The sequence below is a fragment of the Alicyclobacillus vulcanalis genome, assembly GCF_900156755.1.
In the GTDB taxonomy this organism is placed as follows: domain Bacteria; phylum Bacillota; class Bacilli; order Alicyclobacillales; family Alicyclobacillaceae; genus Alicyclobacillus; species Alicyclobacillus vulcanalis.
On sequence record NZ_FTOO01000003.1, the window covers coordinates 156266 to 175565 of the forward strand.

The 19300-nt window shown below is 63.5% G+C and carries 17 protein-coding genes and 1 riboswitch; of the genes, 9 read left to right on the top strand and 8 right to left on the bottom strand.

All coding sequences use genetic code 11. The features are described 5' to 3' along the window. Positions 1–29 precede the first annotated feature (29 nt). Positions 30–110: riboswitch (ZMP/ZTP riboswitch) on the top strand. Between the two features lie 90 nt (positions 111–200). The 4 genes from BW934_RS05000 to BW934_RS05015 all read left to right on the top strand — a co-directional run bounded on the left by BW934_RS05000 (position 201) and on the right by BW934_RS05015 (position 4812). Beyond that, on the top strand, positions 201–1058 hold the full coding sequence (locus BW934_RS05000; protein ID WP_076345735.1) for a bifunctional 5,10-methylenetetrahydrofolate dehydrogenase/5,10-methenyltetrahydrofolate cyclohydrolase: 858 nt from the start codon (positions 201–203) through the stop codon (positions 1056–1058). A gap of 169 nt (positions 1059–1227) precedes the next feature. Next, positions 1228–1617 (top strand): MerR family transcriptional regulator, encoded by a 390-nt coding sequence (locus BW934_RS05005; RefSeq protein ID WP_268757640.1) that lies wholly within the window; start codon positions 1228–1230, stop codon positions 1615–1617. After that, positions 1617–3209 (top strand): acyl-CoA dehydrogenase family protein, encoded by a 1593-nt coding sequence (locus tag BW934_RS05010; RefSeq protein WP_076345739.1) that lies wholly within the window; start codon positions 1617–1619, stop codon positions 3207–3209. The genes BW934_RS05005 and BW934_RS05010 overlap by 1 nt, the downstream gene beginning before the upstream one ends. 1 nt (position 3210) lies before the next feature. After that, positions 3211–4812 carry an AMP-binding protein gene (locus BW934_RS05015; protein ID WP_076345741.1) on the top strand — a complete coding sequence of 534 codons (1602 nt, stop codon included), beginning with the start codon at positions 3211–3213 and terminating at the stop codon, positions 4810–4812. A 33-nt stretch (positions 4813–4845) separates the two neighbouring features. Here BW934_RS05015 and bioB read toward each other — a convergent pair whose 3' ends face one another. The 4 genes from bioB to BW934_RS05035 form a co-directional block, all read right to left on the bottom strand. Beyond that, on the bottom strand, positions 4846–5853 hold the full coding sequence (bioB, locus tag BW934_RS05020; protein ID WP_143232537.1) for a biotin synthase BioB: 1008 nt from the start codon (positions 5851–5853) through the stop codon (positions 4846–4848). A 90-nt stretch (positions 5854–5943) separates the two neighbouring features. Beyond that, the gene (locus BW934_RS05025; RefSeq protein WP_076345743.1) at positions 5944–7086 is read right to left on the bottom strand and encodes an FAD-dependent monooxygenase; all 1143 of its coding nucleotides are present in this window, start codon (positions 7084–7086) and stop codon (positions 5944–5946) included. After that, a complete protein-coding gene (locus tag BW934_RS05030; RefSeq protein ID WP_076345745.1) occupies positions 7083–7841 on the bottom strand; it encodes an ABC transporter permease in 759 nt (252 codons plus the stop codon). Before BW934_RS05030 ends, BW934_RS05025 begins: the two co-directional genes overlap by 4 nt. Further along, complete coding sequence (locus tag BW934_RS05035; RefSeq protein ID WP_076345747.1) at positions 7838–8563, bottom strand: amino acid ABC transporter ATP-binding protein; 726 nt, start codon at positions 8561–8563, stop codon at positions 7838–7840. Before BW934_RS05035 ends, BW934_RS05030 begins: the two co-directional genes overlap by 4 nt. 98 nt (positions 8564–8661) lie before the next feature. Between BW934_RS05035 and BW934_RS05040 the strand changes: the two genes are divergently transcribed. Further along, positions 8662–9666, top strand: coding sequence for an NADP-dependent oxidoreductase (locus BW934_RS05040; RefSeq protein ID WP_076345749.1), 1005 nt, complete (start codon positions 8662–8664; stop codon positions 9664–9666). A 56-nt stretch (positions 9667–9722) separates the two neighbouring features. Here BW934_RS05040 and BW934_RS05045 read toward each other — a convergent pair whose 3' ends face one another. Continuing rightward, on the bottom strand, positions 9723–9953 hold the full coding sequence (locus tag BW934_RS05045) for a hypothetical protein (protein ID WP_076345751.1): 231 nt from the start codon (positions 9951–9953) through the stop codon (positions 9723–9725). A gap of 323 nt (positions 9954–10276) precedes the next feature. Between BW934_RS05045 and BW934_RS05050 the strand changes: the two genes are divergently transcribed. Then, positions 10277–11296 (top strand): L,D-transpeptidase family protein, encoded by a 1020-nt coding sequence (locus tag BW934_RS05050; protein ID WP_076345972.1) that lies wholly within the window; start codon positions 10277–10279, stop codon positions 11294–11296. 107 nt (positions 11297–11403) lie between these two features. Continuing rightward, complete coding sequence (locus tag BW934_RS05055) at positions 11404–11688, top strand: hypothetical protein (RefSeq protein ID WP_076345753.1); 285 nt, start codon at positions 11404–11406, stop codon at positions 11686–11688. Positions 11689–11756: 68 nt separating this feature from the next. On the opposite strand, the gene BW934_RS05060 is transcribed toward BW934_RS05055, so the two are convergent. Beyond that, a complete protein-coding gene (locus BW934_RS05060; protein WP_076345755.1) occupies positions 11757–12698 on the bottom strand; it encodes a ketopantoate reductase family protein in 942 nt (313 codons plus the stop codon). Positions 12699–12843: 145 nt separating this feature from the next. Here BW934_RS05060 and BW934_RS05065 point away from each other — a divergent pair, with 145 nt between their 5' ends. Continuing rightward, the gene (locus BW934_RS05065; RefSeq protein WP_076345758.1) at positions 12844–13842 is read left to right on the top strand and encodes an asparaginase; all 999 of its coding nucleotides are present in this window, start codon (positions 12844–12846) and stop codon (positions 13840–13842) included. A 79-nt stretch (positions 13843–13921) separates the two neighbouring features. Continuing rightward, positions 13922–15052, top strand: a complete 1131-nt coding sequence (locus BW934_RS05070) for a GGDEF domain-containing protein (RefSeq protein ID WP_084182507.1) — start codon at positions 13922–13924, stop codon at positions 15050–15052. 198 nt (positions 15053–15250) lie between these two features. Here BW934_RS05070 and BW934_RS05075 read toward each other — a convergent pair whose 3' ends face one another. After that, on the bottom strand, positions 15251–17593 hold the full coding sequence (locus BW934_RS05075) for a glycoside hydrolase family 31 protein (protein ID WP_076345762.1): 2343 nt from the start codon (positions 17591–17593) through the stop codon (positions 15251–15253). A gap of 10 nt (positions 17594–17603) precedes the next feature. Beyond that, positions 17604–19292: a glycoside hydrolase family 13 protein gene (locus BW934_RS05080; RefSeq protein WP_076345764.1), complete on the bottom strand. Its 1689-nt coding sequence runs from the start codon at positions 19290–19292 to the stop codon at positions 17604–17606. Positions 19293–19300: the final 8 nt, after the last annotated feature.

Below are 19300 nucleotides of genomic sequence, written 5' to 3' on the forward strand. Positions count from 1 at the left end.
CCCTTCCCTTTCGACTGACCAACATACCTGTTCCGCTGTGCGACTGGCGGCTAAGCGTGGAGCACCACGAGGGAGCACAGCGATGACTGCCGACCGCCTGGGCCATGGTACCCAGGCGGTCGTTTGCGTATTTCCAGACGAAGCGAAACGGTTAAACGCCCACGTTCCAAGCGATGCTAGTTCCAGGAGGTCATCCCGCCATGCCGAAACCCTTGCTTGGGCGCCCCGTCGCCAGGGCTTTGTCGCATGACGTGCGACAAACGGTTGAATCGTGGAAGTCGCGCGGCATCCAGCCGAAGCTCGTCACCCTGCTCGCCAACGACGATCACGCCGCGTCCGTCTACGCGAACCAGAAAAAGCGCATCGCCGAACGGCTCGGCATTCACTGCGACGTGATCGAACTGCCGGAAGACAGCAGCACAGAATCCATCATCCGGCAAATTGAGGCCCTCAATGGCGATCCCGACGTCCACGGCATCATGATTGAGATGCCCCTCGCGCCGTCCGTCGACGTGCAGCGCGTCGTGGGGGCCATTCACGCGCTGAAGGATGTGGACGGGCTGTCGCCGTGCCACTCCTTTGCCAAGCCGACGCCCGAAGCCGCTCTCTACCCCGCGACGCCGCTCGCCTGCATCCGCCTGCTTAAGCACTACGGCTACGAGCTCAAGGGCGCCGACGTCACGCTCGTCGGCTGCGGCCAGACGGTCGGCATGCCTCTTCTCCACCTGCTCATCGCGGAAGGCGCAACCGTGGCGGCTTGCCACGAGTACACCCGCGACGTGCGCGGCCACCTGCGCGACAGCGAGATCGCCATCGTCGCCGTCGGCAAGGGCGGCCTGCTTGGCCCCGACATGGTGCACGAGAACCTCACCGTCGTCGATGTCGGCATTTCGCAGGCAGAAAACGGGGATGTGCAAGGCGATCTCGCCCCTGAGGCCGCCGAGCAAACGAAGGCGTACACCCCGACGCCTGGAGGCGTCGGCGCCGTCACGACGGTGCAGATCTTCGCCAATCTGATGCACGCCATGGAACTTCAGGAGGCGGCGGGGATGGTATGACCACAGCCCCGCCGTGCAGGGCCCGACATTGCGCCGCCATCGGAGAGACAACCGTGAATCTGGAAACGTCTCGGGCTCGGCATTGACGTTCGCGTTATTTTTCTGTATGTTTTGCTATAAATGCTCCGCACTGTGAGCGAGGTGACCTCCCATCGCCCGCCTCTACACGATTCGCGACCTCGCCGACATGTTTGACATCACGCCGCGCACGCTCCGCCACTACGAAGACATGGGGCTTATCCAGCCGGCGCGCCAAGGCGCCACCCGCCTCTACTCCGAGCGGGACCGGGTCCGCATCCAGCTCATCCTGCGCGGGCGCCGCTTGGGCTTCAGCCTGCCCGAAATCGCCGAGATGCTTGCCCTCTACGACGCAGATCCGACGGAGATCACCCAGCTGCGCGAAGTCATCCGCCGCGGCGATGAAAAACTGCGCCAAGTCGAGCTGCAACTCTCAGAACTCGAAGCCTTGCGCGACGATCTTCTCGCCATGCGATCCCGCCTGCAGCAGGTGCTCGAAGAAAAACTCAAAGCATCGCAGCACAAAGGAGATGAACGCTGATGCGCGCCTTGTCGTACGCCTACGGGACCAACCACTTCTCGCAAGATGTCATCCTTCAGGACATCCTGCGTCACTTCTGGCCGCAGTTCGAAGCTCACGAGCCCGACCTCACGCGCTTCGGCGCCATCGCCGGCCGCGAGGTGTATGAGACGGTGTACCACGTCGATCACGACGCCCCTCCCGTCCTCATTCACCACGATATCGACGGCCGCCGGATCGACCGCGTCCGCCTATCCCCGTCACACCTCGCCCTCTTGAAAGCGCTTGCTTTCATCAACCGCCCGCCCTACGAGGGTGGCTCCTGGCACCATCACTTCGCGTACGGCTACTTGATCGGCGATCCCGGGCTGTACTGCGTGCTCACCATCACGAACCAGGTCGCTTACGCCATTCACAAGTATGCGCCGGAATTTGCGGATTGGAAGGAGGCGCTCCTTTCGGGCCGCGCGTTCGGCGCCACATGGATGACCGAGGTGCATGGCGGGAGCGATCTCGGCGCCAATCAAACGACGGCCCGCCCGGACGGCGACACCTGGCGGATCACGGGCGAGAAGTATTTCGCTAGCGGCGCCGGGCTCACGGATTACGCCATCACCACCGCGAGGCCGGCTGGCGCACCAAGTGGCCCCAAAGGGCTCGCGCTCTTCCTCGTTCCCCGGCTTCGGAAGGACGGAAGCCTCAACTTTCACGTGCGGCGCCTAAAGGATAAGAGCGCCACCCGCGCCGTGCCGTCTGGCGAGGTCGAATTTGACGAAACCGAAGCCTTCCTCGTGGGTGACGCGCACCTTGGCATCTACTACACGCTCGAAAACCTCACCGTGTCGCGCCTGGCCAACGCCGCCGGTGCCATGGGCATCGCGCAGAAGGCCCTGCTTGAAGTCATGCATCGCGTGCGTCACCGCCGTAGTTTCGGACACGTCCTCCAGGATCACGCGCTCATTCGGCGCGACCTCACCGACTTCGCCGTCCGACACGCAGGAGGTTTGGCCCTTACGTTCCAAGCCATCGACCTGTTTGACCGGTCGTGGCACGAGCGCCCGCCCTACAGCGCGAATTACCATCTTGCGCGCCTCTATACCCATCTCGCCAAGACGCGCACCGCCGATCACGCCGCCCACCTCACGGCGATGGCCATGGAACTGTTTGGCGGGATCGGCTTTCTCGAGGAGTACGGCATCGCCCGCTGGCACCGCGAAGCCCTCATTACGCCCATCTGGGAGGGCCCGAGCAACATTCAGGCCCTGGATTTTCTGGAGACCTTGATGAAACTCGGACATGGGGACGACGTGATCGAACGGATCACATCACCCATTACGCGCGCAAACGCGCCGGGCGGGGCGGATGCCGCCTCGCGGCTGCGCCAGGAGGTCGCAGCCTTGCGGACGCTGCCACGCACCGAGGCTGAATGGCGAGCCAAATTCGTTTTGCGCATGATGGCCGATGTTGCGCAGGCCGCGAGCCTGTACCAAATTGCCGAAACAGCCGGCGAACGATACGAGAAACTCGGACATCTGTACCTGACGCACTTCATTGGCGGGCAAGAGTACCCTTCGTGGGCCTTGTACGATGTATCCATCTGGGGGTGGATGTGACATGCGCCGGGGCGTCATTCATGAAATCCTGTTCGACGCCGCGTGGAACCACGGCCAGGCGGAGCTGGTGAGCGAGGAGGTACGGATGGCCTACGCGCAGGCATGGGAGCGAACGGTGAAAGCCGCGCGCGCCATGCGGAGAATAGGCATCGGGCGCGGCGACGTGATCGGCATCCTGGACGTGAACTCCCATCAGGCGTTTGAATTACAGTACGCGGCGAGCCTTCTCGGCGCCATCGCCCACCCGCTCAACTTTCGCTTACCGGCCGAACACCTGGTGCATACCGTGCGCCAAGGGCGAGATGTCATTCTGTTTGCAAACGGCGCCATGGCTCCCCTCGCAGAAGTGTTGCGACCTTTGGTACGCCACGTTGTGTGGCTCGGCGAAACCCAGAGCGGTCAGGACGATCCGGCGAGTGGGCACGCTGATTTCCTGTACGAAGATCTCCTGTCGAACGAAGAAGCAGGTTCTACGCCTGAGGCGAGCGTGACCGACACAGACCCGTATTCTTTGCTTCACACGACGGGCACCACCGGACGCCCAAAGGCGATGCGCTACCGCCACCGCGATATCGTGCAGGCGCCGTTGCAGATTGCGCACCACCTCGCACTGCATGAGACGGGTGCAAAGCTTGGAACAAGCGACGTAGTCATGCCTCTCATTCCGTTCTTCCATATTCACGCCTGGGGCGTCCCCATCTTCGCGCCCTACTTGGGCCTGAAATTGGTCTTACCGGGTAAAGCCACCCCGCTGGAACAGGTTCGCCTCGTTCACTCGGAAGGTGTTACCTGGTCAAACATGGTGCCGACCCAACTCCTCATGCTACTCGATGCCATGCGCAGCCACGGCGAGACCTCTGTTACGCTGAAGGTATTAACCGGCGGATCGCAATTGCCCATGGGGCTTGCATCCAGGGCGTACGAGGCGGGCATTCGTTACTCGCTCATCTACGGGGGATCAGACCAGCTTGGCGCAGCCATCAGCGTCAGCTCACACACGGCAGGTTCGCGGGAGAACCTCGAGGCCCTCTCGAGCCGTCTCAATCCCATCCCCATGGTGCGAGTGAGCGTCCGCGGCGACGACGGCCGTGAACTGCCCGCGGACAGCCAATCGACCGGCGAACTGTGGGTGGAAAGCCCGTGGCTGCCGCATGGCTACCTGGAGGACGAGATGACGACCGAACGGACCTACGTGGACGGCTGGTTTCGCACGGGCGATCTCGCCGTCATGCATCCCGACGGCACGTTTTCAGTGGTCGACCGGGTCAAGGATGCCATCAAGAGTGGGGGCGAATGGATTATTCCGAGCGTCCTTGAGGCCATCCTGTCGGAGATCCCGGAAGTCCGCATGGCAGCGGTGATCGGTCGGCCAGATGAACGCTGGGGTGAACGGCCCATTGCCATCATCGCCGCTGACGAGCGCGTCGACAAGGCAAAGGTTGAGACGCATCTCGCCAAGGCCGTCGCGGACGGGCGGCTGGCGCGCTTTTGGCTGCCAGACGCCATCCACTGGCTGCGTGAACTCCCGCTCACGAGCGCGGGCAAAATCGACAAAGTGGCTCTCCGATCTGCGTTCCTGGGCGCGCAGGGAACAGGCGCTTAGCCCCAAACGGCTCGCGTGAGTCCTGCAAACACCTCACAGCGCACACGTTTCAATCTCAAAGCCCAGGTCCTCGATCATCGCCCAGTCCTCCGTCGGCGCCTGGCCGGGCGTCGTCAGATAGTCGCCGACAAAAATGGAGTTGGCGGGGTAGAGTCCGAGCACCTGAAGGCTGCGTAGGTTGCGCTCGCGCCCCTCTGCGATGCGGATCTCTTTCGACGGATTGACGAAGCGCATCATGCAGAGCAGCTTCAGGCAGCGCCGGGGGTCAAGCGTCTCCAGGCCCTCGAGCGGCGTGCCGGGAATGGGATTCAGGAAGTTGCACGGGATGGAATCGGCGTCGAGCTCTTTCAGCGCGAAAGCCACGTCCACCGCCTCTTCGTCCGACTCGCCCATTCCAAAAATGACGCCGGAGCACGGCGACATGCCGGCTTGTTTCACGTGTTCCAAGGTCTGGACGCGATCGCCGTACGTATGGGTGGTACAGATGTCGCCATACCGATCCCGGCTCGTGTTCAAATTGTGGTTGTAGCGGTGAACACCCGCTTGTGCAAGCCGTCTCGCCTGTTCGGGCGATAAAAGCCCAAGGCAACAGCAAATTTTCAGCGAAGTCGTGGCGCGGATCTCCTCCACGGCTTCCGCGATGCGCTTAATTTCCCGATCCGACGGCTTCCGCCCGCTGATGACGATGCAATAGGTGCCCGCCTTGCGGCGCTCCGCTTCGCGGGCACCTGCGAGGATCTCCTCTTTGGACACGAGCGGGTACTTCGCGACGGGCGCCTTCGAGATGGCCGACTGGGAGCAGTAAGCGCAGTCTTCCGGACACATCTTCGACTTGGCGTTGATGATCATGTTCAGCTTGACCTTCCTGCCGAAGAAGTGGCGGCGGATTTGGAAGGCCGCAGCGAGAAGCTCGAGCAACTCGTCGTCGCTCGCGCGCACGATGGCGAGGGCTTCACTGCGCGTGATGGATTCGCCGCGGAGCACGCGCGACGCAAGGGAGGACCAAGAGGTCGGCATGGTCTCAAACTCGATCACGGCCATCGCTCCATTCGTTAACTATTACATGCATATAGGTTAACATACTTGGCTCGCGCTGTGACTCGTCCGCTCCCACATCCCCCGCCAAACGGTTTAACCCCCCATCATCCACGTCCAGGCCACCTTCTCACCGAGCGGCGCCATCGCGCGAAACACGGCGTCGCGCACCGTGCTCGACGCCTTGCCCTCCCATTGCATCACATCGCCGAGGAGGCGCGTCACACAGGCCATCTGCGCCACGCGCAGCCGCCTGCCTCGCGCGTAGGTGCCGAGCGCGTCCGGGAGCGCCTCAGGCAACTCCGCGACACGGTGCACCGAGAACGCGCGCATCAGCGCGGCGCCGTCTTCCAGCGCCAGTCCGCCCCCAAGCCCGAGGTTCGGGGTCACGGCGTGCGCCGTATCGCCGATGAGCGCAATTCTCCCGAGCGCGAGTGGCGCGCCCGGGGCGAGATCGTGAATGTCGTGCGCGTACACCGTTTCCGGCGGTGTGCCCGCCAATAAGCGCGCGACCTCGGCGGGCGCATGCGATGCCATCTGCACGGCGGCGCGCCAGGCTGCGGCCGGATCGACGGCGGAGCCGAGTTGGCTGCGGTTGAGCGTGAGAAACCAATAGACCCCCTCCGGGCCCATGGACGCATAGCCGAAGCGAAACCCGCGCCCCCAGATCTCGCGCATGCGTGGACCGACGGAAAGGCCGCGCGCGATGCCGCGCCACGCGACGTAGTGCGCCGGGCGCAGCCGCACGTGGACGAGGCTCGCACGCACCGCGCCGCGGATGCCGTCCGCCAGGATGAGGCCGTCGTAGCGCCGGGTGCCATTCTCTGTTTCCAAGTCCACCGCCGCGGAACCCTCCGCCCATGCGCGGCGCACCGTGAGCCGCTCCACGCGGGGAGCCCCCGCCGCCTCATGCATTCGGCGCAACAGCATCGAGCGCCGCACGCACACCGGCCAAAACCCAAACCGCGCCTTCATCCACGGGAGCGGCAGGCGATACAGCGTCCGCCCCCGCATGTCGACGATCTCGCCCTCCTCCACCGGCACAAACGCCTCCAGGTCGCGCGCATCGACGCCGAGATCGGCAAGCGCCCGCAGCGCGTTCGGCCACAGCGTCAGCGCCACCCCGCCTTCCAACGGCTGCTCGGCGCGATCTACCAGGTCATACGCCACACCGGCGCGCGCACACGCCAAAGCCGCCGCGAGCCCCGCGACGCCCGCGCCCACGATGGCGAGCTTCACGCGATCACGTCCTCCCTCAGCTGCTGGTACCGGTTGAACAGCGTCGGATACGTCAAAAACCCAATGACAATGCTCGTCACCGCCGATCCGGCCAGGATGCAGAAGAGGATCATCAGCTGATAGCGCACGGCCTGCACGGGATCTTGCCCGGCGATAATCTGGCCGGTCATCATGCCTGGGAGCTGGACCAGCCCCGTGGTCTTGGTCGAGTCGATGGTCGGGATCATCCCCGCGCGGATGGCCTGCACGAGCCGCGGATACATCGCTTGCCTGGGCGATCCGCCGAGCGCCAGGATGGCCATGATCTCGCCGCGGCCGCTCTCCACCTCGCGCCGCAAGCGGTTCATCAGCAGGCCCGCCGCCACCATCGAGTTGCCGACGATCATGCCGGACGTCGTGATCACGTAGCGCGCTTGAAACGGGATGACGCCAAAGCCGACGAGCACCGCCTGCGTGAGAATCTCCGTCGTGACGAGCCCTGCCGCAATGCGCCAGAACGCGCCCGGAATCCCCTTTGCCCGCCCGCGCGCGTTCCAGGCCGCAACGCCGATGATGAGCGCCACCATGAGCAGGATGAAGATCAGCCGATGGGAGGCGAAGACCCACTTGAGAATGTAGCCGATGACCACGAGCTGGATCGCGGCGCGCACGGCGGCGACGATGATATCGCGCTCGACGCCCAGGCGAAGCCACAGCGAAAGCGCGATGGAAAGCGCGACGAAGAGCACCGTGAAGGAAAGCGACACATAGCTCACGATCCCGACCCCCCTTCCGCCAAAAACGACCTCAGCGCCTCCGTCTTGGGTTCCGCAAACAAGACGTCGGGCGAGCCGCGCTCCAACAGGCGACCTCCGGCGACAAACCAGACCTCATCGGCGACGCGCCGGGCCTGGTCGAGATCGTGCGTGACCCAGAGCATGGTCTGATGGAGTTCTTGCTTGAGCCGCAAAAGCGTGGATTCAACCTCCCGCTTGGCGTGCACGTCGAGCGCCGCCGTCACTTCGTCCAGCAACAAAATGTCCGGGTCCATGGCGAGCGTGCGGGCGAGCGCCACTCGGCTCTTCTGGCCGCCCGAGAGGTCCTCTGCGGAATGGTCCGCGAGGTCAGCGGGCAAGTCTACCATGTGGAGAAGTTCGGCCACATCCCGCGCCGGGCGGCGGTGCAACTCCAGTCCGAACATCACATTCTCCCGGACACTTCCGGGAAAGATGACCGGCGACTGGAAGACCATGCCCACCCGCTGCCTGAGCTCGCGCACGGGCCAGTCGCGCACCTCACGCCCAAGGACGACGATCTCGCCCTCCGTCGGCGTGCGCAGGAGATTGATGAGCGAGATGAGCGTGCTCTTGCCGGCGCCCGACGGCCCGATGATGGCCACGGTCTGTCCCACGTGGGCCTCGGCGGAGATGCCGCGGATGAGCCAGAGGCCCCCGGTTTCGAACCCAACATTTTTCAGTTCCAGTGCGCGCGACGCCATCGGTCTTTCGCCTCCCGTCTCCACGTGGTGTATACTGAGGCCGGGGATCCGTATTGTGCCCCAACGATTGGTGTATCGCATTCGACGGAGGTGTTCTCATGACTGTCACCGCCCAACGTATCGTGCTCGCCAAACGGCCACAGGGCACGCCGACCACGGACTGTTTTCGCTTCGAGTCCGTCGATCTCCCTCCGCTCGAGGAGGGCCAAGTGCTCGTCCGCACCCTCTACCTGTCGGTCGATCCGTACATGCGCGGGCGCATGAACGACGTCAAGTCGTACGTCCCGCCCTATCGCCTCGACGAGCCTATCACAGGCGGTGCCGTGTGCGAAGTGGTAGAGTCCAAGGCCGCACACCTCCGCCCAGGAGATAAAGTGCTCACCCAGACCGGCTGGCAGACGCACGCTGTCGTCGCAGGGTCCAAGGTGCAGAAGCTCGATCCGGCTCCCGAACCGTTGACGCTCGCACTCGGGCTGCTCGGTATGACCGGTCTGACCGCTTATTTCGGTCTCATCGATGTGTGCGATCCGAAACCCGGTGAGACCGTGGTGATATCCGGTGCGGCTGGCGCCGTCGGTATGGTGGTGGGTCAGATCGCGAAAATCCTGGGCTGCAAGGCCGTCGGAATTGCCGGGTCGGATGACAAGATCCGCTTTCTGGTGGAGGAGCTCGGCTTCGACGCGGCCGTCAATTACAAGTCGCCCACGTTTGCGGAAGACTTGAAGCGCGCCTGCCCCGACGGCGTGGACGTGTACTTCGACAACGTCGGGGGGACCGTGTCCGACGAAGTGCTGAAGCGCATCAACGACTTCGCACGCATTTCGCTCTGCGGTCAGATTGCCCTCTACAACCTCGACAAGCCCGACGTCGGCCCGCGGCCAGGCCCGCTTCTCCTGACGCGCAAGTCGAAGATGCAAGGGTTCATCGTCGGAGACTACGCGTCCCGCTTCCCTGAAGGACTGCAAAAGCTGCAGACCTGGTTCAACGAGGGCCGCCTGAAGTCGCGTGAGACGGTGATTGAGGGCTTCGACCGAACCATCGACGCGTTTTTGGGCCTGTTCACCGGCGTCAACACCGGCAAGCTTGTGGTCAAAGTTTCTTGAAAAGCCTCTTGACGGTGCACAGGAAAAAAGGGCAAGCCCTGGGGCTTGCCCTTTTTTCACGCGCGCCAGAGGTGCTCGTGAAAAAACTGACGGTACATCCAAGCCGTTAACACGGCAGACAACAGGATGTGGAGCGCGAGCGCAATGTCGTGCCCCATCGCGCTATGCGGGTTGTACAAGTAGCGGAACGCCACAATGCCGACCAGTTCAAAGTTGAACGCAAACAACACTGCGGCCGTGACGACGGTCAACAAACTTCTCGCCAATGTCGTGAGTGCGCGCAACACACATGGCCCCCGCATTCCGCACAAACTTGGTATCTCGGATTATAGCATGGAACAGAACGGATCAACATCAAATTTTCCAAATGGACCGCCGCGCCTGCGTCACCAAGACCAGCTGTTCGCCCGTCTATCCATCGAAGCGGTGGATTGCGGTGCGAATGGCTGTGATCATCGGCATGTTGCGGGCACGGCAGCATACACGATGATCACAGGGATCCTGCACCATTCGACAGCTTGTGACGCTACAATCAGGTAAAGTATAGTTGGAAGAAGATTCTGTCGACCCCTGCACCAAGGGGTCGCCGGAAGAGGGCGGAGAGATGGTCATGCGCACTCGGTGGATTCGATGGATGGCTTTGGCTCTCGCAGTCTGTGTCTGGCTCAGCCCGTTTCCCTTCTCGTGGGGCGCGACGAGCCTCGACGCTGATCTTCCACAACCCACGATTCCGCCATCCGCGTGGAGCAACCTCAATCAGGACTGGAAGGACCTTCAGCGCTTGGCGCAAAACACAGTGCCGCCCTCGAAAGAGAGCAGCCAGACCCACGCGCCCACACACAAGTCATCGCAACCGCCTGCCCAAGTCCCGCAAGGGCCGCTCGTCGGGGTCGGCGATACGGGCGAAGCGGCCCGGTGGTTAAACGAAGCCTTGGCCGTGCTCGGCTATTTGCCCGCCGTCTTCTCTCCCGCGGCGCAGACGTCCACCCGTCAGGTGCGGCTCGCACTCGCGGCGAGCGCCGAGCATCAGACGCTCGTGCCCATCCCAGGCTCGTTTCAACTTCTGTATCACGCGCCAAGCTCGTGGGTGGCGCTCTGGTCCGCCGACGAAGACACGCCGATCACGGAGGGCGCCGTCATGGCGTTTGAAGCACAACATCACCTGGGCGTGGATGGCATTGCCGGGCCGGACGTCATTCATGCGCTGGCGCAGGCCCTCGCCGGCAATGAGACGGCAGAAAAGGCGCCCTACAGCTACATCCTGGTGACCACGTCGTTGCCCGAGACGCTCGAACTCTGGGTGAATGGCCAGCTTGTCCTCAAATCGCTGTGCAACACAGGCATCGCGCAGTCACCCACGCCGTATGGCACGTACGGCGTCTACGTGCAGTACACGTCGCAGGAAATGAAGGGCAAGGATCCGGACGGCACGCCCTACGACGATCCCGGCGTTCCATGGGTGAGCTACTTCTACAAAGGTTGCGCGGTCCACGGTTTCCTGCGGGCAAAGTACGGCTTTCCCCAGAGCCTCGGTTGCGTGGAACTGCCGTATGCCGCGGCCAAAACGGTGTTCTCCTATACGCACATCGGCACGCTTGTCACCGTCACCGCCTCGCCGCTTTCCGCGTGAGTGTGTCGTTTGTCCGAACATGCGCAGGAAGACGGGATCCGCCGGCGTGAAACGAGGTAAACTAGGTCATAGAACAGGATCCTTCGCGCGAGGAGGCGCAGTGGGAGATGAAGTTTGTCTACTGGCTGATCTCCGCCGTGATTGTGCTCGGTGGATGTTATTATCTGTATCTCTATATCCGCAGGCAGGATTCAGTCGAAGACCGCTATTACCGTCTCCTGAAAGAGTTGCCGCATCACCCGGACGACGAGGCGTTGCGACAGGAAATCTACACCTTGGGCCGCAAGTTCTACAGAAACCGCAAATCGGGCATCGACGACGCGATTCGCTGGGACATCGAGCAAGCCCTTGCCGGCGCGTTGAAGACGCCGGAAGACTACAAGCTCCAATGATGGCGCGGCTGCGCCGCGGACGTGCGTACCTCGCGCGCCCGCGGCGCTGCGTTTTCAGCCGCCGCGCTTTAAACGTTGGAGAACGCGGACGAGACGGCCTCGCGGGGCGCAAGAGCGTGAATGGCGTGGTACAAGAGCTGGTTGACGGGCGTCGGCACGCCGAGATCGGCACCGAGTTGAATCACCTTGCCTGCAAACTGCTCGACCTCGGTAGGCCGGCCGGCCTCGACATCCTGGAGCATGGACGTCTTGCCCTCCGGCGACATGGCGCAGAGAATTTGGTCGAAACCCACCACGTCGTCCTCGGTGAGCGCAATGCCGCGCTTTTGGGCGATGGCCACCACCTCGCGCATCGCCAGGCGCATGACCTCGCGCGCATCGGCGGACTGCTGAAACACGCCGTAGGGCGCGCGCAAAATCGCCGAGGCTTGGTTGACGCCGACGTTGATCATAAACTTCCACCACACGGTGCGCAGGATGTCCTCCGGAATCTCGTAGCGAATTCCCGCCCGATCGAAGATCTGCCCCACCGCCCGTACCGCGTCTTGGTGGCGTCCCGTCGCGTCGCCGAACGAGATGTAGCCTAGCGTGGAATACGAGATGTCGCGCCCCACGCGCACAGCATCGATGGCCACGCTGATGGCGTGGAGCACCGCGTGATGGGGAAACGCCGCCTGGATGTCGTCCTCGCTCGCGATGCCGTTCAGGAGCGACATGAAGGCGGTGCGCGGGCCGACGTGGCCTCGCACCATCTCGATGGCGCGGGCGAGATCGTCGTACTTCACGCAAAACAGCACGAGGTCCGCAGGCTCCGCGCGGTCCGCAGGCACGTGCAGCGGAAATGGGACGGGACGCCCATTGACGCGGATGCCAGAGGCCTCGTACCGCCGCTTCCGCTCTTCATCGACCAGCACCCGGAGCTCCACGTCCGGCGCGGCGAGGAGCCGCTCGCCGTAGCTCGCGCCGATGGCGCCGAGCCCGATCAGGGTGACGCGCTGAACAGGTGCCAACTGCCATTCCCCCTCACAAGTCAAACGTCGCAGTCATCTCCATCTTGTCGGAAGTCGGCCAGAGCGTAAAGACCGCCGCTTCCCCGCCTGATCCTGTGATACACTCTTCGTGCAGAAAGGTGTCACGCGGAAAGGAAGACCGTGCATGAAGCCATTTGTCCGTGTCACCCGCGGTGCCGTCGACGAAAGCTGGCACGCGGGCGCGATTGCCGTGGCGAATGAGGCAGGCGAAGTGGTCGCGCATGTCGGCGATCTCGACTTCTTCACGTTCGCCCGCAGTTCCTGCAAGCCGATTCAGGCCATTCCCGTGGTGGAATCGGGAGCGCTCGAGGCGTTTGGCCTGGACGACAGCCACCTCGCCATCATGTGTGCCTCGCACAGCAGCGAACCGATGCATGTCGAGAAGGCGAGCGAGATTCTCGAGCGGATAGGTCTCGAGCCGCGCCACCTGGTGTGCGGCGTGCACATGCCGCACAGCCGGGAGGCGTACGAGGCGCTGGTGCGGCGCGGAGAGACGCTCTCCGCCATCCACAACAATTGTTCGGGCAAACACGCGGGTATGCTCGCGTACTGCCGCGCCACCGGAGCAGATCCGGCGACCTACGCGGAGCTGGACCACCCTCTGCAGCAGGCGATCTTATCGACGCTCAGCGAACTGGCGGGCGTGGACAAAGCGGCGATTCGCGTCGGCGTGGACGGCTGCGGGGTGCCGGTGCACGCGCTGCCTCTGAGGAACTGGGCGCGCGCGTTTTCGACGTTTGTGGCCGAGGATGGCCCCCACGCCCCGGCGATGCGGCGCATTCGCACGGCGATGGGGGAACACCCGGAACTCGTGGGAGGCAGCCGGGATCGGTTTGACACGGATTTGATGCGGGCCACGCGCGGGCGCATGGTGGCGAAGGGCGGCGCTGAGGGATTTTTGGCCGTGATCGACACCAAAGAGCGCCTCGCCATGGTGGTGAAGATCCTGGACGGCAACGCGCGCGCGATCCCGCCGGTGGCCCTGAAGGCGCTGGAACAGCTTGGGTCGTTGACGGCTGCGGAGTTGGATGCGCTCGCGCCCTATGTGGAACCGGCTGTGGTCAACACCCAGGGGCGCGAAGTGGGGCGCATCATCGCGGACTTCAGCCTGACGCGGGCATGACGCCAGGCGGCATGTCGCCGGGGTGTATGTCGATGGAAAGCAGGATCTTGGGGCCTCTTGTCGAAGATGGACATTGGTGATGACCGTGTCTCTGCCTGAAGAAGTTCGCGAGCTCCGCAATGGGGCTCAGCGCGCGATACAAATTCATCGGATGTTCGTGGGTTTATTTCTGGTGGGAGACCTCCTGTTTGCGCCGGGCGAGTGGTGGCTGCATCGGGCTCACTTGCTGCCGCTCGCCTTGCGGGCCTGGTTGGTGGCTCCCCTCGCCGTCGTGCTGATTCAGGCGGGCGCCGAATGGATGGTGCGGAAATACCCGCACGTCCGGGAGAATACGCTGATCGTCGCCGGAACGCTGCTCGCGCTCGTGGCGATTGCCGCGTATCCGAACGTGGACGCGGTCCGGGCCTCCCTGTTGTTGCCGGTGATGACCTCCATTCTGCACCTTCGGGTCGAGAAGGTGTGGGTCGCGGGCGCGGCGGCTTGGGCGGCAGAGCTCGCGCTGACGATGGCGCAGATTTCAGGCGTGACAAGTCCGAACGTGATCTTAAGCGCGCTTTGCCACCTGGCCATGTGGACGCTCATCTTGGCGTGGGTGGCATCGGCCTCTCACGTCATTCTCCGCTTTGGGTTGCGCATCTGGAACGAGCTGCGGGTGCAGACGCGGACGCAGACCGAACTTTGGGTTCGGCAGATTCTGTCTGAAAAAGAGGCGAAGACCGACGCCCTGACCGGCCTTTACAACCGCAAGTCGTTCGATGAGTACCTTGATTTTGCGCTTCAAATCAGCGAAGAGACGAACACCCCGCTGCACCTCGCCGTGATCGACATTGACAATTTCAAGCAAATCAATGATCAGTACGGCCATCTGATTGGAGACGAAATTCTTCGCCGCACGGCCCAGGCCATCCAGCAACATCTGGCCGCGGGAGACTTTTTGGCTCGGTACGGGGGTGAGGAATTCGCCGTCATCATTCCCGAAGTGACGCACGACGAGGCCGTTCAGAATATGGAGAAAATCCGGGAGTATATTGCGAACCTGCATCACGTGGAGCTTGAGGGCAGTCGCGCGACGGTGAGCATTGGGCTGTCGACGTACCACCCTGGCGAAGCGAGAGACGCGCTCTTCGAACGGGCGGACCAGTGTCTGTACCGGGCGAAGCAGACGGGCAAGAATAAAACCGTCGCATGGGAGTCGGCAGCTTCCAGGTGAGCGGGCCGCGGGCCGGAGGGCGGACCCATCGCCTGGGCCGCGGGCCGGACGGGGACATTCGCCCGAGCCCGGCCCTGGGTGCAGACGTCGGCTCACCTCAGCGCGTGGACGCGCGCATCGGGTACGCCTCGCAAGCCATGAACGAGCCTGCAGTGCCAACTTCAGCGCCAACTACAACGCCAACTTCAATGCACCCTCTTACCGCACCTTCACGGCGAACGAAATGCCCTCGGCGGACGCCCGTTTTTCTGCGCCGTCGGCCGTCAAGATCCGAATTTCGCTCTCCGTGCTTCCCCCTTCTCCCGAGCCGTAGACCAGGGTGCATTCGACACATATCCCGTCCCCGGTGTCGACCGCGCGCAATTGGCGATCGCAGTAGGCGCCGTCCTCATAGGCGAACGTCTCGCCGTCGTCCTGATATAGTCGACCGATCGCCTGCCCGTCAGCGCCCAGGTAGATTTCCCAGGCGAGTTTCGTCTCCCCCGGTACCTCCGCGAGGTTGACCGGAATGGCGCTTCCCGCGCGGACGAAGACGGGAATCCGCTCGAGCGGCGCCTCGACGAGCACGTGCTGGCCGCCGCGATACCGCGCGTGGGTGTCATAATCAATCCACTCGCCCTCAGGCAGATACACCGCGCGGCAGGTGAAGTCCGGCTTGAGCACAGGTGCCACAAGGAGATCGGTCCCAACGAGAAACTCGTCGTCCAGGTTGTACGTGGCCGGATCGTCCGGATACTCGAGGACCAGCGGCCGCATGACGGGCAGCCCTGTCTCGTGCGCCTCGCGAAAGAGCGTGTAGAGGTAGGGCAAGAATCGATAGCGCCTGCGAATCGCCTGCCGAATGATGGCTTCAAATTTTGGACCAAACGACCACGGCTCCTGGCGATGCGTTCCCATGGCACTATGGTTGCGGAAGAAGGGAAAGAAGGCCCCCATCTGCGTCCAGCGCGCGAGAAGCTCCCCCGACGCATGATGCGCAAATCCGCCGACATCCGGCCCGCCAAACGCGATGCCCGACATGCCCATGTTCAGAACCATGGGAATGGCCATGGCCATGTGTTCCCAAAAGCTGCGGTTGTCGCCCGTCCAGACGGCCGCATAGCGCTGAATGCCGCTGTATCCCGCCCGCGTGAGGACAAACGGCCGCCTGCCCTGCAGCTGTTCCTTGAGCCCCTCATACGTGGCCGCTGCCATCCAGAACCCATAGAGATTGTGCACCTCGCCGTGCGTGCGCATCTCGTCGCCGTCGCGGTGGAGGACGCCGACGTCCATGGTCTTCGTCTCGTTGAACACCGCGGGCTCGTTCATATCGTTCCAAATGCCTTCGATCCCGGCATGCGTGAACACGCGGTGCCAGTCTCCCCACCATGTGCGCACCGCTGGCGCAAAGAAGTCTGGAAAGGCGCTCATGCCCGGCCAGACCTCGCCGAGGTAGACTTGGCCTTCGGCCGTCTTGCAAAAGCGGTCCTGAGCGAGCCCCTCGCGATACACCGGGTATTCGGGGTCCTGCTTGACGCCCGGATCGACAATGGGGACCACATGGACGCCTAGGGATTGAAGTTCTCGGCACATGCCGGCCGGATCGGGAAATCGCCTGTCGTCGAACGTGAAGACGCGGAACCCGTCCATGTAGTGGATATCGAGGTACAGGGCGTCGAGCGGGATGTCGCGGTGCCGAAAGGTCTGCGCCACGGAGACCACTTCGCTCTGGGTCTCGTAGGAATACCGCGACTGGTGGTAACCCAGCGCCCACCTCGGAGGCAGGGGCATCCGCCCCGTCAGCGCGGTGTACCGGCGAATGGCGTCCTTCAGCGACCGAGCGAAGATGAAGTAGACGTCCAGGCCGCCGCGCTCTGTGGCGATCTCGACATCCGGGTGACGCGATCGAAAGTCGAAGCGCGAGCGCCCGGGATTGTCGACAAAGATGCCGATGACCTGTTGCTGCTCGAGCCGGATGACGAATGGCACCGACAGGTAGAGGGCTTCCATTTCCGGCACGTGCGGCGCGTAGACGTCAGAATTCCACATCGTGTACGCCTCGTTCCGCTTGTCCAGCGGCCCTGGCTTTTCGCCGAGCCCGTAAAAGCGCGCGTCTTCCGCCGATCGGAAGGTGCACGCACCGCCGCGCTTGGCGCGGTACCACGTGAGCCCTGCGAGCTTCGAGGCGAGGTCGCGGTGCGCCACGCACCACGTCCCGTCGACCTGGTCGATCTCGACGCGCCAGCCGGCTTCGGAGACGAGCGCTGCGGCGCGATCGCCCCGTTCCAGCCGCCAGGGCAGACCACTCGACACGTCCTCGACGATGGCCGGCGTGCTCTTGGGCCAATCGCCTGTGGGCCCGAGGATGGCCACGCGCAGGACCTCCGCGTCGATGGCCATCACCCCGAGGGACACCTTGGCCTCGTGTGCCACGGTGGCCGCGCATGAGGTTGCCTCGAAGGCAACCGGTTTCCCGAGATACATCCAGTCCGCCGGCGGCGGAACAGAAGCATCGGGGCGGATGGCCTCACTGGTTGCAAAATCGGTCTGTTCGTGAATCATCTCCACACCCCTATCTATCGCTTTCCCAAATGACGAGTCTTCGCGCGTCACCCGATGCCCGTGACGTCGACGCCCAAGCGAAGAGCGGCGCCCCCTCGTGCGGCACCGTGTTTTCTCCCGCGCAGATGGCGACGTGAATCTGCGGGCCCTGCGGCGTGCCGCGAACGTAATGGAGCACACCTGGTTCCGCGCGCAGAATGACCGTCCTTTCCGCCGCAAGCGCGGCGTGCGAAGCCTTCAGGCGAGCCAACCGGCGCACCGCGTCTCGCAAGTCGCGATGCCATGCGCCTTCATCCCACACCATCCCCCTTCGGCAGTCCGGGTCTCCCTCGCCTTCCATGCCGATCTCGTCGCCGTAGTACACCATGGGAATCCCGGGAAGCGTGAAGGTCAGCGCGAGCGCCAGGCCGACCTTCGAGACATCCCCTTGCGCGCGCGTCAGGATCCGCTCTGTATCGTGGCTGCCAAGCAAGTTCCACATCGCGCGCCACGCGGGCCGAGGATACTGCAGGAACAGGCGCACCCAAGCTTGTGCGAAGCCTGCCTCGTCCAGCGACTCGTCGATGGCATAGCGCAGGATGAGGTCCCGAAGGGGATAGTTCATGACGCCGTCGAAGGCGTATCCCATGAGCCACGGCAAGCTGTCGTGCCAGATTTCCCCGATGAGCAGGATGTCCGGCTTGATGGCGCGGAGCTCGGCGCGAAGCCGGGGCCAAAAGGACGGATCGATCTCGTTGGCGACGTCGAAGCGCCAGCCGTCGATGTCGCACTCGAGCACATAGTGGCGTGCGACCTGCAGGAAGTACTCCGCTGCGGCCGGCTCCGCCAGGTTGAGCTTGGGCATTTCGCGCAGCCTGGTGGCAAACGTCTCGTAGTTGACCTGTTGGACATCCACTCGGTCTCCGTGTAGGAAGAACCACGAGGCGTACGGGGACGCGCGGCCGCGACGCACGACGTCCTGAAACGGCGCGAAGTTGAAACCCGCGTGATTGAACACGGCGTCGAGGACGATGCGAATGCCAAGGAGGTGCGCCGTTTGCACAAGGGCCTGCAGGTCGTCGAAGGTACCGAAAGCTGGGTCGATGGCGAAGTAATCCTCCGTGTCGTACTTGTGATTCGACGGCGCCTGGAAAATGGGCGTCAGGTAGACGAGATTCACGCCGAGATCGCGAAGATACGGCAGCTTTTCCGTGATGCCGCGCAGGTTGCCTCCGAAAACGCTCGTCGGGGTCGGACGCGCATGCCAGGGATCGGAGGGTTCGACCAGTGGGCGGCCGCCGATGGCGAACCGGTCCGGGAAAATCTGATAGGCGACACTCTGCGCCGCCCAGTCAGGCACGGTCAGCACGCGGGACGCATGAATGTACGGGTAGTGAAAGGGCCGAACCTCCTGAAGGCTCGACGCAGTGCCCGTCTCGCCGACGTAGGCCGTGTGGCCCGAAGCGAGCTGGACCTCAAATGCGTATTGGAGGCGTCGCGTCGGCACAGCGACGTCGCAGGCGAAAACGTCCCACGTTCCGTCCGTTCCGCAAGTCTCCATCGCATGCACAGCCTGAAATGCCGGCTCATACCTGTCGGCGACGTGCACGCGCACAGCGCGCGCGTGCGCACACCGCGCGATGCGCATCACGAGCGCGAGTGTCCGCTCATCGAGCGGGTACACATCCGAGCCAAAGCGGTGTTGCCATACGAGCGTCACAGACCTGT